Source organism: Paenibacillus sp. FSL R7-0026, assembly GCF_038004485.1.
Classification (GTDB): Bacteria; Bacillota; Bacilli; order Paenibacillales; family Paenibacillaceae; genus Paenibacillus; species Paenibacillus xylanexedens_A.
The window spans coordinates 5,377,287-5,392,125 of sequence record NZ_JBBORG010000001.1 but is presented as its reverse complement, the minus strand read 5'-3'; the positions used below and the strand labels follow the sequence as shown (position 1 = coordinate 5,392,125).

The window sequence follows — 14,839 nt, the reverse complement described above, 5'->3', positions numbered from 1 at the left end:
AACAGAAAGCCCGGAGCGGAAACGCTCCGGGCTTTCTCGCGTATCAGTTCCTATGTCTGATTGTGCCTTGCTATGCTCACTTCGTCAAGGGCGTGCAGATAAAAGTTTTTTATCCATTTTCTCATCGCTTAACCAGCCTACATACGTATCAATCGTTTCAAAATTCCGATCCATCACAATCACAGCGACAAATGGATATTGTTTCCGGTGTCGATAACGTACATCTGCCCAGCGGACCTTGTAACCGGCAGGCAGTTCTTCAACCTCTGCCACCGCATAGGAGGTGAAATAGAGGAAGGCGCTGACTTCCGGCGATTTGCGTGAAGCAGCAACGGCCGCATGAGTAGAAGACGAGGCGTGCAGACTCCATACCAGATTAGAACCATCCATTTTACCGATCACATAACTGCCGTCCTCAACTCGTTTAACCACATGCCAGCGGTTCCAGGATATCGTTGGAATGACGATGTATCTTGCCTGTTCTGGGCTGTTGTCGAGACGTCTAACTTTTCTGACCGCTTGTGCACGAGCAATCGTTCGCCATATATAATATAAACCGGTCAAACTATACAACGTAACGAAAAGTGGTGCAGGGGCGATCAGATCAAAGGCCCATAACAGGATAGCTATGACATGTGTAGTGAATAGAAACGGATCAAAAATATGAATGATGTTCCAAGCGATCCAGCGTTCCGTAAAAGGCCGGGCGGCTTGAGTTCCATAGGTGTTGAACAGATCGGTGAATACGTGAAAGCCTACGGCCACAGCGGTCCAGGTGGCAACGTGTCCAATAGGGACACCAGGGAATATCAGTGCAATGACGCCGGTGATGAGCAAAACCCATAACAGGAGAAATGGCAGAGAGTGTGACAAGCCCCGATGATTCCGAATGTAAAGCGAATTGCTTTTGAGACGTAACGCAGTATCAATGTCAGGGGCCTGGGAACCGGCGATCGTGCCAACCATTACCGCAGCTGCAAGCATGGGACTCGCCGCGACGACAGGATCGACATAAGCCAGACCGGCTAGACCAATCCCCATGACAAAATGTGTAGAGGTATCCATAAACGTCTCCTTTGTGTGGTGTTCTAAGGCATATTACTTCTCTATCTAGGTGATACCCATATATAGTGTATAATATCCGTTTGTCAGGATGCAAAACATCCCTAATTTCAAAGTTATGACAATTTCCTGTGCCATACCCAATAAATGTACGTAGTTTGTCAAACTATTTTGGCAGTTCCTATGATAAACTTTATATCGGATACAGTGAGAAAAATCGCCAGAGAACGTACGATACTATTCGAATGATATACAACGCTAAAATAATTTATGGGCATTGTTCCTTTAAACCGTTACAATAATATAGAATCTCATAAAAAGTAGGTTTCTTTGAATACATATGTCACAGTAGATGGATAAAGCGAAACGAACGTGATTTTGGATTCACATATGTATGCGTATTCATAAGAGGAGATACAGAAGGGACGAGGAAGATGCTGAAAAAGTACAAATGGACATGGATGCTGCTCGGGCTCGCACTGATTATGGCTGTGTATCTGATGTGGGGCACTGTATTTGCCAGTAAGGAAAAATTACCCGAGATTCGTGAAATCCAATCCTTTTCTATGGAAAATGTAGATGGCAGTACAGTGTCACTGGAAGATACGCAAGGGAAAGTCCGCTTGTTCTACTTTTATTTCACCAGTTGTCCGGATGTCTGCCCTATTACGACCTTTACGTTATCCCAGGTGCAGGATCTGTTGAAAGAGGACGACACCTTTGGTAAAGATGTCTCATTTGTATCTATTTCATTCGACCCGAAAGTCGACACCAGAGAGAAGATTAAGACGTTTGCGGACCGCTTCCATGCGGATTATTCCGGATGGTACTTCTTGCGAGGGGATATGGACAAAACCAAACAGTTGGCCAGGGATTCATTCCAGATCCTGATCGAAGGGGAGAATAAGGACGATTTTGCCCATATGAACATGATCGGTCTGGTGGATGAGAACAACCAGCTGCGCAAGGTATATAACGCATTTAATACAGAGGACGTTGTGCCAGCTGTCATTGCCGAGGATATTCGCAATCTGATTAAGGAATAATCATCTGATCATCATACTGTAAAGGCTGCCTTCTGGTTGGATATCAACCCAAAGGCAGCCTTTTGGTATTTCATTTTAATAGGAAGGATGTTCAGGGTATTGGATGTATGTCTCTAACCCGGCTTTTTCCAGCTGGGTAATGATATACTCATCAGGTGTTCCTTCCACACCCGCATATCCTCGTCGTGTATACATCTGTACTGCATCCGGGAAAGCATCCCGAAGTACACCTCTAATTTTTTTGCCGGAACTGTCATTATCCATAAATAAAAAGACTTCATCGTAACCGACTTGCTTGCGCAGGGTCTCCAACTTGAGGGAATTAAGTGTTCCAAACGTACATAGAATGTTGATTTCGGGTCCAACCAGACGTTTCAGTTTGCTTCGGTCATTCTTACCTTCCACAATGACATGAATAGGCATGATATTCACCTCTTGTTCGAGAGCTTATGTCGACATTCCCCGGGAAATGTTGCAGCGAAAATCGACTGATTATATAAAATGGACTCCTTTCTTTACACGTTTGTTAACTGGATAGAACAACCCATCAAGACAATTCTCTGAAATCTTATCTCATGTGCATCATTAGGTCAGTAATAGCTTGCAGTGGCCGTTCCGGTTACGGATCGTTCCTTCGATCGCTGTTGTCTCCAAATTTCTGTTTGAATTTTTATAGGTTGAAATATGGAGACAAAGGCGAACGCTACCGCTTCTTCAAAATCGATTCCGTCCCCTTCACTACTTTTGGCTAATTGTTCAACCTTAATGATCTTCAATAAGATAAAACCTTCGGTGATTGTAAAAGATAGATTTCCCAGTTAGCTTGTATTAACGTGTAAAACGTTAGTCCATTTTATATAGTTTAGCTGTAAATGGGGGAATGATGCAAAGCTAATGAAAATACTGGCCAGCCTAATTCAATATACTTTTGGGATCGGCAAGGGAAGCTTCACCTCTGGTTGTATAGTATGGAAGCAGAAGCATGCCAATCATTAATAGAACAAAGGCGATGAAATAGGGTGATAACCCGATACGAAGTTGTCCAGCTGTGATGGGACCGATGAAAGAGCCGATGGAGGTGGCAATGGATTGCAGCGAGAAAATGCGGCCTAACCTGCTTCCTCCACTCAGACGGATAAATAGGGTTGCCATAGCTGGAAAGATGATGCCTTTAGACATCCCGAGTACAAATAATACGGTGGACAACGGAACTTGCGGAATGGCTGCCATCACAAAAAAACACAAGGACATTAACAGCACGCCCGCAACCAGACGCAGCTTGGGGGAATACCGGTTGAGAAATAACATGCTGAGTGTGAAGAGTGCCCCAATACTGATAATAGAGAACAGCAGTCCGGTAGACATGATGGACGATTGTCCTCCGCCCCGCAGGGGTAATTCGAAGAAGAGAATCCCTTGGGCACAGGCAATCACCAGAGGCAAGGCAAAGTATCGCCAGGACACCGGCAGGAAGGCACTTGTGGCATCTGCTGGTGAAATAGCAGGTTTCGCAGGTTCCGTTACTTTCTCATGCTGCTTGATGATGCCGCGAGGCATCGTCATGAAAGCAATGACACCTGTGAGAATAAGCAGATAGCCCAATCCTGAGAATGTAGCAGAGAATCCCATGGAGCCCACAATGATCGCACCGGCTGCTGGTGATACCACAGACGCGAGAGTATGTACTACCCCGTGACCCGACATATACTTCCCCTGTTTCACCGGATCGCTGGATAACTGTGCAAGCAGGGCGAGACATGCAGGAGACAGGAAGGCCAGTACAAACCCGCTGATGGAACGCAGCGCCAGCAGTTGCCATGGTGTTTGGACATAGGCTTGTAGGAGCAGGATGAATCCTGCACCGAGCAGACTGAATACAATGTAGCGGCGACTGCCATGTTTATCGATTTGTGTTCCAGCAATCAGATTGCCAGGAAGATGTGTTAAGGAATAGATGCCCATCATCCAGCCAATGAAAGTAGGGGCGGCTCCCAGCGAGATGGCAAAAGGGGTCAGAATGGGATACTGGGCGTGCAAATCAAATACGGCAAGGAACAAAAACAGGTATAGCCAGATGGCTGTTTTCACATAAGCCCCTCCTTGTTAAGCGATGCATGTTCAAACTACAGGTCTTGAACGTGTTCCCCGTTCGCCCGGCAGAACCTCATGGTACTACTTGTACGCCCGGCGGGACGAACTTAGACCGTTTATTTTTAAGGGAGAGGGCTTAGCTGACAGCAGCTTCGGAAATCATGTATAATATTCGGGAGTGTTACGAATGAATTCTAATACGGAAGGTGTAGTCATGAACATAGAAGTAATCAAAGAGTTTGTGATGCAGAACTGGCTGGTGATCGTGGTTGCATTGATCATATTGTTCTTTGTTCTGAATGTGGTCAAAACCGTATTGAAATGGGCGATTGCCATCATCATTATTGCGGCTCTACTGATATACAGCGGCATCTCCATTGATCAGATCAAACAGACAGTGACAGACGTACAATCCAGCACGATGGACACATTGAAGAAGGAAGCAACCAGCATGATGCTTAAGGAGGCTTCCAAAGCGAAATACGTCAAAGGACAGGATGGAGCGTTCACCATCACAAGTCCCAATGTGGAGATTAAGGGCAGAACTCAATCGGATAAAGTTGATGTGACCTTCCGCGGAATTTCACTTGGCGAATGGAAACTCGACAATGAAACTATACGTACGTTTGTCGAACAGGCACAGGAGAACAAAACAGCACCAGCATCGTAGTAAAGGGGGAATCGGTACGTGCTGCAGAATTGGCTGGACAGCCTGAAGGAATTGAATGGCATCACGATTATGCTGTTGCTGATTGTGGCTGCTTCATTATTGCAGGGTTGGTCCAGAGGGGCTTCGCGTTCAGCAGGCAGACTCTTTGGGTTCCTGATGGATGGCATTATGGCGGTCATTGGTATTCTGTTGTCGATCGGTTTAACGTTGTGGCTTGCGCCATATGTACAGCAGTGGCTGTCTGAGTATGCTTCAGCCATGCCTAACCGTGAGTTGAACCGGTGGGAACAGTTGTATTATACGTTGGTTACGGCGATTGCAGATTTTCCGCTGATGCGGTTCGCTGTATTGTTTGTACTTAGCTATGGACTCATCCGACTGATTCTCGGGTTTCTCTCTTCATTTATTTTTAGCAGCAGGCAGAGGTCAGCCGAGGAAAGTGCGCCTAAAGGTATGTTTAGTCGGTTGACGGGTGCATTCATTGGCACGATCATAGGCTCCGTCCGCGGAATGATTGTCATCGCAGTTTTGTTCATGATTGTCAGTCTTTACCCTGGGAGCATGTTCAGCCGATATGTAGAAGCATCTCCGATCTATATGCAAGGGGCCAAATCGGTTATCGAACCGTTGTCTGGCACGTTTATCAAGGACAAGCTACCCGTATTTACGCAGGCTGTGCAGAAGGAACTGGGCGGCATCCTGCAACGCAAATATGAAGTTATCGACCACAATATTCCGACGGACATTGAATCAGCAGCGAGTGAGATTGTCAAAGGCCAATCGACAGATGAAGCCAAAGCAAGAGCGCTATACGACTGGGTAGGTTCACGTATTCAGTATGACTATGGTAAAGTAGATGACTATGAGCAAAAGGGCATATGGCATGAACAAAATCCACAGAATACATTTGATACACGCAAAGGCGTATGTATTGATTATGCCCGTCTTTACGCCGTGATGGCCCGTTCTCAAGGACTTGAAGTCAAAGTTGTTACAGGACTTGGTTATAACGGCCAGGGAGGGTATGGTCCGCATGCGTGGAATGAGGTGTATTTGAGTGATTCCGAGAGCTGGGTTCCGCTTGACCCGACATGGGCGATCAGTGGAGACTGGTTTAATCCTCCGAATTTTGCCGACACCCATCTAAAGGATCAATCAGCTTAACATTACAACGGACATGGGTCCGGAATATGACGACGTTGCCAGGTTATCATGCCGTTAAGAATCAGTTTGAGCGGTATGCATCAAGTCATGAAAGAGGTAGGATGGATGAAAAAACATTCCAATGAGAAGGATGAACTTACAGACAAACGGCGCTTCAGTTACCGAATGAACGTATTTTTCTTCGCTTCCTTTGTTATTTTTAGTGTTATTATTGTACGCTTGGCCTTTTTACAATTCGTGGAGGGCCCTGAACTTAGTCAGGAAGAAGCAAGTAACATTACCAAGGATGTACCGCTTCCTCCCGTAAGAGGCACGATCTATGATTCCACAGGTGAAGTGAAGCTGGCTTATTCCAAGCCCATTCAGTCTCTCTACCTGACTCTGTATAAAAACTATGGGGATGTTGATGGGAAACCGAGTCCTAACATAGGGGAAGTGCAGGATATTGCAACCCGGTTGCATGATGTATTTGAACAGTACAAGCTGAAGGATTCAGAGTCACTTACAGTGGAGAAAATTATTGAAGAGATGGACTTGAACTCCCGTAAAGCGAACGGTTTTATGCCGCGTCTGATCAAGAGTGATCTGTCCGAGGAAGAAGTTGCTTATTTCCTACAGCACAAGGACGAGTTCAAAGGTATTCAGATCGTCGAGGAGAGTGTGCGATTCTACGATCCGGATACGGTAGCGGTTCAGACCATCGGTTATCTGAAGAAGTTCAGAAGTTCGAAGTCCTTGAACAAATACAAAGAGGTGGATGAGGCCAATAAAACGCAAACGGATCCGGGCCTGGTGTATACAGAGAATGAATTTGTAGGCTTTGATGGACTGGAACTGCAATATCAGGATGCTCTCCGGGGCAAAAGCGGATATACATCCGTTGATGTTGATTTGCGTAATTTGCCTGAAGGTGTAGCAGGTTCTACCCCGCCGCAGAAAGGGTACGACCTGATTTCTAGCATTAACAAGAACGTTCAGGTAAAAACAGAACAGGCCATTCTGGATCAGTTGAGTTGGCTTCATCGGAATCAGGTTTCCGGTCGATTGCATCCGAATGCCAAGACCGGATTTGCAGTTGCGATGGAAGTGGATACCGGGAAAATCGTATCTGCTGCCAGTATGCCGGACTATGATACTAACGTATGGAGAACCGGCGGTATAAGTAATGAAGATTACGATAAAATAAAATATATTTATCAAAATGGTACCATTCGTGGATTCCCGCCAGACGATTCAGGTAAACGGGCGGAATCTGTTGTATTGCTTGGTTCTACAATTAAACCGCTCAGTGTATTGATCGGTTTGAAAGAAGGTTTCTTCACTACAAATACCGTATATTCAGATAGAGGTTCAACGACCTTTGGTGGAGACAATCGCAGAGTGCAGAACTCATCAGGGCATGTGTATGGTGCAATGTATCCTCGTGATGCGATTCGTCATTCCTCGAACGTATTTATGATCGACGAGATCGGGAAGAAGCTGTACTCGAAGTATGGGGCAAAGGGTGTCGACGTGTGGGATAAGTACATGGAGCAATTCGGGTTAGGTATCTCCACAGGTGTTGACCTGCCTAATGAATGGCTTGGGCGCAAAGAATATGGTGAGGAAAGTGCCGAGAGTTCCTTGACCAAGCTGGTATATGCCTCCTTTGGACAGCAGGGAAAATACACAACCATGCAGTTAGCACAGTACACGACAATGCTGGCGAACAAAGGAAAGCGGATGGAGCCACAACTGGTTAGAGAGTTCCGGGATTCTGAAGGCAACGTGGTCGAGAAAGTAAAACCTAAGGTACTCAGCACGGTGGAGTTTAACGATGCCTACTGGAATGAAGTACAACGAGGCATGGCAACCGAGGTATCTGCATTTAGTGGATTCCCTTATGACTTTGCTAGAAAAACAGGAACATCGACACAGGTAGTAGGCGGTAAACTGGTGGATAACGGTGTATTTATCGCCTATGCACCACGTAATAATCCAAAGCTTGCTGTCGCTGTGGTTATCCCCGAAGGGGGCTTTGGATCGAGCAGTGCGGCTCCGGTTGCACGTGCGATCTTCGATGCCTATGACGAGGAATTCGGTCTCGACGGTGTACCGAAGAAAGACAAAAATAAAGATTCAGATTCGGAATCAGGCACACAGTAATGTGAGGCATTGGTTACAGAGGGGACCCTTCGTGGGTCCTCTTTTTTGTTTTTACGTGGAGAATGGATCGTAAGAGTGAACTAATTAGTTGCATTAATATGTAACCATATGAGCTGTACCACGTTTATATAAGGGAAGGGTAAACGCGATCTGGAGAGCGGGACAACGTTGATATGTCAGTGTTTACATTGAAATCGGTAGATGGGGTAGTGTAAAAGTTCTGTTTACGAAAATGTAACCAAATATTGAAAGACGTGACAGCTAACCTTTGGTAGACTTGTATGAGAAAGGATTAAATATCGGATTGAACGCGTTCACAAGACGGATTAAATATTTTATTTTTATAAAGGAACGGGAGAGGCTTATAACATGTTTAACCGATTGAGGAAGAAACCCATGACTGAGGAAGATACACCCGTCAACAAGCCTTCCACCGCAAGGCTGAATCTGTTTTTTTTCGCGGCATTTGTCATATTCAGTATCCTTATTTTCAGATTAGCCTTTGTGCAATTTGTCGAGGGTCCTGAACTGACGTATATGGAAACGAGTCGTAATACGAAAGACATTCCACTCGCACCTGTTCGTGGTCCCATCTATGATGCGACAGGGGAAGTTGCGCTCGCTTATTCCGAACCTGTACAGTCCCTGTATGTGCTGTTATATGAGGATTATCGGAATGATGAACGTAGACAGGAAGCAGAGGAACTGGCTCATGATCTGGCGGCTGTGTTTAAGCAGTTTAATCCAGGGGACAAAGAGCAGCCGGATGCGGAAGAGATCATCAAACGATTGGATCTCAAATCTCAGAAGGCACATGGGTATACCCCTCGCCTAGTGAAGTCGGATCTAAACACGAAAGAAATTGCTTATTTTATGGAGAAGAAGGCGGAGTATCCAGGTGCCATGGTACTGGAAGAAAACATTCGAAAATATGATCCGGATGGAGTTGCCGTCCAGGTGATTGGATATACAAGAGAGTTCAAAGGTCAACAGGAAAACTTGGATAAATATATAGAAATAAGCAAGGCGGAGGCAACAGAACGTGATCCTGGACTGCGCTATACCCAGCAAGAAAAAGTGGGGGTCGATGGTCTGGAATTACAATATCAGGAAGAGCTTCGTGGACGTAGCGGTTACCAGTCCATTGATATTAATTCACGTAATTTGCCAGAGGGCACGATGAAACAGACTCCGCCAGAGAAAGGCTACAGTCTGGTTTCCACCATTAACAAGGAAATTCAGATGGCCACACAAGAAGCAATAACGGACGAATTACGAAGACTCCCTAAGGCAATTACCGGATACGCAGTAGCCATGGAAGTGGATACGGGGAATGTGGTGGCTATGGCGAGTATGCCGGATTATGATCCGAACGATTGGGATTATGACAAAATCAAATATGTGTTCCGGAATGGAACCACCGAGTCGTTCCCACCGAATGATGACAAGCCTAGTCGGGCGGAATCCGTTGTACTTCTTGGATCAGTAATCAAGCCGCTAAGTGTGCTTATTGGATTAAAAGAGGGATTATTTACAGCAGGAGAGACCTATCACGATCAGGGATATGCGGTTTTGGGGAAAGACGGGCGACAAGTGAAGAACTCGCATTCTGCTTATAATGGTTCTATTACGGCGAGAAGAGCGATTGAGAAATCCTCCAATGCCTTCATGATTGATATGGTGGGTAAACGTTTGTTACGTAATTATGGCTCAGAGAAAGGCATCGATGTCTGGCACAAACACATGCAAGAATTTGGCTTGGGTGTCTCCACGGGAGTAGATTTACCTAACGAGTTCTTGGGTCGGCTGGAATACAAAGAAGATCATGAATCAGCTCTAACACGTTTGGCATTTGCCTCCTTTGGACAGCAAGCCAAGTACACCACGATGCAACTCGCCCAATACACGACCATGCTTGCCAATAAGGGCAAACGAATGGAACCGCATCTGGTGAAGGAAATCCGTGACGCGGACGGCAATGTGGTGAAAGAGATCAAACCTAAGGTGCTTAATGAAGTTGATTTTGCCGATGCGCACTGGAATGAAGTGCACAAAGGAATGGTTACCAAAGTAAGTTCATTTGACGGTTTCCCTTACGATTATGCTCGGAAAACAGGAACATCAGAGCAGGGGACCGGACCGAACAAAAAAGAGAATGGTGTATTTATTGCCTTTGCACCACGAGATAATCCGAAGCTTGCTGTTGCTGTTGTTGTACCGGAAGGTGGGTTCGGGTCAGTCAGTGCCTCGCCGATTGCACGGAAAATCTTCGATGCATACGATGAAGTGTATGGTCTCGATGGAACGCCAAAAGGTAAGAAAGACGAAGGAAAAGACAACGAGTAATGTAAAAGAAATGCGGCAGATGTAGCGCTTTTACATCACATCTAACAGGTTAATGAAGTGAACAATATATGAATTTGGACAGGCAGGGGAAATAATCCCTTGCCTTTTTTTTTGGCTTCGGATAAAATTTGCACAAGGGAAACATTATTAGTCTTGATTAAAACTTAATACCTTGTACAACAAAATTAGATGTAGACAAGTATTTTAGGAGAGGGAAAGGGGTCGGTTGAATTGTTAATGGTGAAAATGAGGAGTATTCAGAGGGGGTTCATTACGCTAGCCGCTCTGGTTCTGGTTGTTGTACTTACGGCATGTTCCAGTAATGCAGAGACGAGCAGTGGTGGCAAGTTACAAGTAACAGCTACAACGGGAATGATCGCTGACGTAGCACGTGAGGTAGGCGGGGCATATGTTGACGTTACCGGGCTAATGGGCCCGGGAGTTGACCCCCACTTGTACAAGGCATCCCAAGGTGATATTCGCAAGCTGGAACAAGCAAAAGTCATTTTCTATAATGGACTGCATCTCGAAGGCAAAATGACAGACATTTTGGAGAAAATGTCCTCTAGCAAACTGGTTACTGCCGTTACAGAGACTATTCCAGTCGAGGAGTTGCACTCAGGCAAAGATACAGGCGGCACCGAATATGATCCACACGTTTGGTTTAACGTCAGCCACTGGATGCATGCGGCAGAAGCCGTACGCGATACGCTCGTGGAGGCGGACCCGGACCATGCGGAAGAATACAAAGCTCAGGCAGAGGCGTATCTGGCGAAGCTCGAAGTACTGGATGCCGAGGTGCGTGAGAAGATTCTGGAGATTCCGGAAGCAAGCCGGGTATTGGTTACAGCGCATGATGCATTTGGATATTTCGGTCAGGCTTATGGCATGAAAGTGATGGGGCTTCAGGGCATCAGTACAGCAGCCGAATACGGCGCAAAAGATGTTAGCGAACTGCGGGATTATCTCGTAGATAACCATATCAAAGCAGTATTTGTTGAATCGAGTGTACCTGCAAAAGCGATGGAAGCCATCATTGCCGGAGCAGCTCAAAAAGGACATACGGTCAGCATTGGTGGAGAACTGTTCTCGGATGCCATGGGGGCTGAGGGGACGGAAGAAGGCACATACATCGGTATGATTCGCCACAATGTTGAGACGATTGTAGAAGCACTGAAATAATGAATCACAAGAAGAGAGGAGTTACAGGATTATGGAAGATACAACTTTATTGAAACAAACTCCTACGAAACTGAACAATAGTCACTTGCAGGGAACGCAGCCAACATCGGCTCCTCTTAGTGTTAGGGATCTGGCTGTTGCGTATCACAAAAAGCCGGTGCTTAGCAGCGTATCCTTCGATATTCCGGAAGGACAGCTCATCGGAATTCTCGGACCAAATGGTGCAGGAAAATCCACCCTGATCAAAGCGGTTCTGGGACTCGTACCGAAGATGCATGGAGAGGTACGGATCTTTGGACAATCGTACAGGGAACAACGTCGCCGCATCGGTTATGTGCCCCAACGGGAATCGGTGGACTGGGATTTTCCAACGCATGCACTCGATGTGGTGATGATGGGACGGTATGGTCATCTGGGCTGGTTCCGTCGTCCGGGGAAAAAGGAGCGGGACTTGGCGGCACACTGCCTCGAGCAAGTAGGCATGGGTGATTACATGTACCGCCAGATCAGTCAGTTGTCCGGTGGACAGCAGCAACGTGTCTTTCTGGCGCGGGCACTCGTGCAAGACGCAGATCTGTATTTCATGGATGAGCCGTTTGCAGGTGTGGATGCCACCACAGAGAAAGCGATCATTTCGCTTTTGGAACAGTTGAAGAAACAAGGCAAGACCGTACTGGTTGTTCACCATGATCTGGCGACAGTCGAGGAATACTTCGACCATGTGCTGCTGCTCAATGGACGACTGGTGGCAGGTGGGCCGACAAGTGAAGTATTTGTACCGGATACACTGCAAGAGACGTACGGAGGCCGGATTGCGATGATCGGAAGCCGGACGGAGAAAGGCCAGGTGTAGTGCATGTGGAACTGGATCATCGCCATCTTATCTGACCCCAATACACGTTGGATATTGCTTGGCTGTCTGTTGTTAGGATTCAGTAGCGGAATTATTGGCTCCTTCACCTTTCTTCGTAAACAGAGCCTGATGGGCGACACCCTTGCTCATGCTGCTCTGCCTGGGATCTGTATTGCATTTATGTTGACGGAAACGAAGTCGGTCGGATTATTCCTGTTCGGTGCTCTGGTGGCTGGCATTGTCGCTACCTTCGGAATCTCGTGGATTACGCGCTACTCCCGAATCAAGCAGGATGCGGCGATGGGAATTGTGCTGACCGTCTTTTTCGGGGTTGGTGTAGTGATGCTGACGCGCATCCAGCATGGGGCGAGTGGAAGTCAAAGCGGGCTCGATAAATATTTGTTTGGGCAGGCGGCATCCATGGTCATGACGGATGTGTATGTCATGGGTGGTGTATGTCTCGTATTACTGATTGCCTGTCTTGCCTGGTTCAAGGAATTCAAACTGGTGAGTTTTGACCCGGGATTTGCACGTGGTATGGGACTGTCAGTTGCCATGTTGGAGCAGCTCATTTTGCTCTTAACGGTAATCGCGGTGGTGGCCGGAATTCAGGCTGTTGGTGTGGTGCTTGTTGCAGCCTTGCTGGTAACCCCAGCAGCAGCGGCACGGTGCTGGACCGACTCACTTGCACTGATGGTGGTATTGGCAGGCATATTTGGTGCATTAAGCGGTGCAACAGGGACGATCTTCAGTACGCTTGTACCTAATCTGCCGACAGGACCTGTAACCGTTCTTGCGGCTACGGTGTTGTTTGCCGGGTCAGCCTTGCTGGCTCCGCGTCGTGGATTATTAGCTCGACGGTTGCGTAGTATTCAGGCGAAGTCCGCATATATGCGTGAAGAGCGAGCTACACTTCAGACTCTCGCCACACAGCGAAATCAGCAGGAACGGGGGGAGATGTAATGGCAACGTTTTGGATTATCTTGACGGCCGTATTGGTTTCTTCTGCCTGCGCCATTCTCGGTTGTTTTCTGATCCTGCGGCGAATGGCTCTGGTCGGTGATGCGATCAGCCATGCGGTTCTCCCCGGTATTGCGATTGCTTTCCTGTGGAGCGGTTCCAGAGATTCGTTATGGATGCTGCTCGGCGCAACGGTGTTTGGACTACTGACGGTGTTCTTCATACAAAGTTTGCAGGCCGGTGGACTGTCATCTGATGCCTCGATCGGAATTGTGTTCACAGCACTCTTCGCAGTAGGTGTCATTCTGATTAGTCTAAACGCCCAGCATATTGATCTGGATCTGGACTGTGTTTTGTTTGGTGAGATCGCTTATGTACAGTGGGATACACTAACCCTTGGAGGTACGGATGTCGGTCCGAGGGCTGTCTGGATGCTGGGTATCACTTTGCTGGTCATCCTCGTCGTTATTGGGCTGTTCTACAAACAGTTCAAGCTATGTGCCTTCGATCCGGCACTGGCTGCGGCCTGCGGCATTCCAGTAGTGCTGTTCCACTATCTGCTCATGGGACTTGTTTCGATGACGTCCGTAGCTTCATTTGAAAGTGTTGGTTCGATTCTCGTGGTGGGTATGCTGATTGTACCTGCGGCAACGGCTTACCTGCTCACAGATCGTCTGGGCAAAATGATTCTGTATGCCGTCCTGATCGGAGCAGCATCCTCGGTTGGAGGTTACATCATGGCTTACGCTCTGGATGCTTCCATCGCGGGCTGCATGGTAGCTGTTGCTGGGATTTTGTTTGTTCTTGCACTGTTGCTGTCACCGAAACATGGCATCGTATTCCGTTACGCTCGTCGCAAATTCGCGGCACGGTAATTGAAGTTTAACAGGTGAATAAACAAAATTACAAGAAGCCGTCTGCATTGCAGACGGTTTTTTGCGTGGCTTGTCTTATTCTTTTTGCAGGGGAGTCTAATTATAGATATGTAATATAAAATGATAATGTAGCGTCATCCTGCCGATTACGGGTTATTTTGTTGCATACAGATGATCTGTGGTAAAATGTCGTTAGCTGTGACGTCCGGAGCGTCCGTTTTTACAGATGCCGGGCGATCTTGTTGTGAGAGAATGTTTAAAATAGATAAAGAGAACCTTTAAGTTGAACTGGAGAACCATTGGGTACGGAGAGGGCAGAAAGGACCTAGAGAAACGAAGTGGTCGCGTATATAACCGGATTTTCTCCATTGTACATGGAATCAAGAAAATCAGGGGATAACAGCGATCGAAAGGTTTTCTGCCCGCGTAGTGCCTGAATGGATAT

General features: G+C 46.9%; 12 protein-coding genes. 9 read left to right on the top strand and 3 right to left on the bottom strand.

The annotated features are described in order from the left end of the window. Positions 1-84: 84 nt before the first annotated feature. Positions 85-1,065, bottom strand: coding sequence for a metal-dependent hydrolase (locus MKY44_RS23560; RefSeq protein ID WP_036605731.1), 981 nt, complete (start codon positions 1,063-1,065; stop codon positions 85-87). Between the two features lie 431 nt (positions 1,066-1,496). Between MKY44_RS23560 and MKY44_RS23555 the strand changes: the two genes are divergently transcribed. Further along, positions 1,497-2,108, top strand: a complete 612-nt coding sequence (locus MKY44_RS23555; RefSeq protein ID WP_124117453.1) for an SCO family protein — start codon at positions 1,497-1,499, stop codon at positions 2,106-2,108. A gap of 75 nt (positions 2,109-2,183) precedes the next feature. On the opposite strand, the gene MKY44_RS23550 is transcribed toward MKY44_RS23555, so the two are convergent. Both MKY44_RS23550 and MKY44_RS23545 read right to left on the bottom strand, forming a co-directional pair. After that, positions 2,184-2,531 (bottom strand): toprim domain-containing protein, encoded by a 348-nt coding sequence (locus tag MKY44_RS23550; RefSeq protein WP_341008839.1) that lies wholly within the window; start codon positions 2,529-2,531, stop codon positions 2,184-2,186. 489 nt (positions 2,532-3,020) lie between these two features. After that, positions 3,021-4,196, bottom strand: a complete 1,176-nt coding sequence (locus MKY44_RS23545; RefSeq protein ID WP_341008838.1) for an MFS transporter — start codon at positions 4,194-4,196, stop codon at positions 3,021-3,023. Between the two features lie 190 nt (positions 4,197-4,386). On the opposite strand from MKY44_RS23545, the gene MKY44_RS23540 reads away from it, so the two are divergent. From MKY44_RS23540 to MKY44_RS23505, 8 genes are all read left to right on the top strand, one after another. Next, positions 4,387-4,869 carry an ATPase gene (locus MKY44_RS23540; protein WP_174806458.1) on the top strand — a complete coding sequence of 161 codons (483 nt, stop codon included), beginning with the start codon at positions 4,387-4,389 and terminating at the stop codon, positions 4,867-4,869. Positions 4,870-4,887: 18 nt separating this feature from the next. After that, positions 4,888-6,033: a transglutaminase domain-containing protein gene (locus tag MKY44_RS23535; RefSeq protein ID WP_341008837.1), complete on the top strand. Its 1,146-nt coding sequence runs from the start codon at positions 4,888-4,890 to the stop codon at positions 6,031-6,033. 105 nt (positions 6,034-6,138) lie between these two features. Then, complete coding sequence (locus tag MKY44_RS23530) at positions 6,139-8,178, top strand: peptidoglycan D,D-transpeptidase FtsI family protein (RefSeq protein ID WP_341008836.1); 2,040 nt, start codon at positions 6,139-6,141, stop codon at positions 8,176-8,178. 369 nt (positions 8,179-8,547) lie between these two features. Beyond that, on the top strand, positions 8,548-10,524 hold the full coding sequence (locus MKY44_RS23525) for a peptidoglycan D,D-transpeptidase FtsI family protein (protein WP_445670661.1): 1,977 nt from the start codon (positions 8,548-8,550) through the stop codon (positions 10,522-10,524). 237 nt (positions 10,525-10,761) lie between these two features. Continuing rightward, positions 10,762-11,706: a metal ABC transporter solute-binding protein, Zn/Mn family gene (locus MKY44_RS23520; RefSeq protein ID WP_341009932.1), complete on the top strand. Its 945-nt coding sequence runs from the start codon at positions 10,762-10,764 to the stop codon at positions 11,704-11,706. A gap of 31 nt (positions 11,707-11,737) precedes the next feature. Then, positions 11,738-12,559: a metal ABC transporter ATP-binding protein gene (locus MKY44_RS23515; protein ID WP_235193917.1), complete on the top strand. Its 822-nt coding sequence runs from the start codon at positions 11,738-11,740 to the stop codon at positions 12,557-12,559. A gap of 3 nt (positions 12,560-12,562) precedes the next feature. Continuing rightward, positions 12,563-13,522, top strand: a complete 960-nt coding sequence (locus MKY44_RS23510; protein WP_341008835.1) for a metal ABC transporter permease — start codon at positions 12,563-12,565, stop codon at positions 13,520-13,522. After that, complete coding sequence (locus MKY44_RS23505; protein WP_047841304.1) at positions 13,522-14,394, top strand: metal ABC transporter permease; 873 nt, start codon at positions 13,522-13,524, stop codon at positions 14,392-14,394. Before MKY44_RS23510 ends, MKY44_RS23505 begins: the two co-directional genes overlap by 1 nt. The last annotated feature ends 445 nt before the right edge of the window (positions 14,395-14,839 follow it).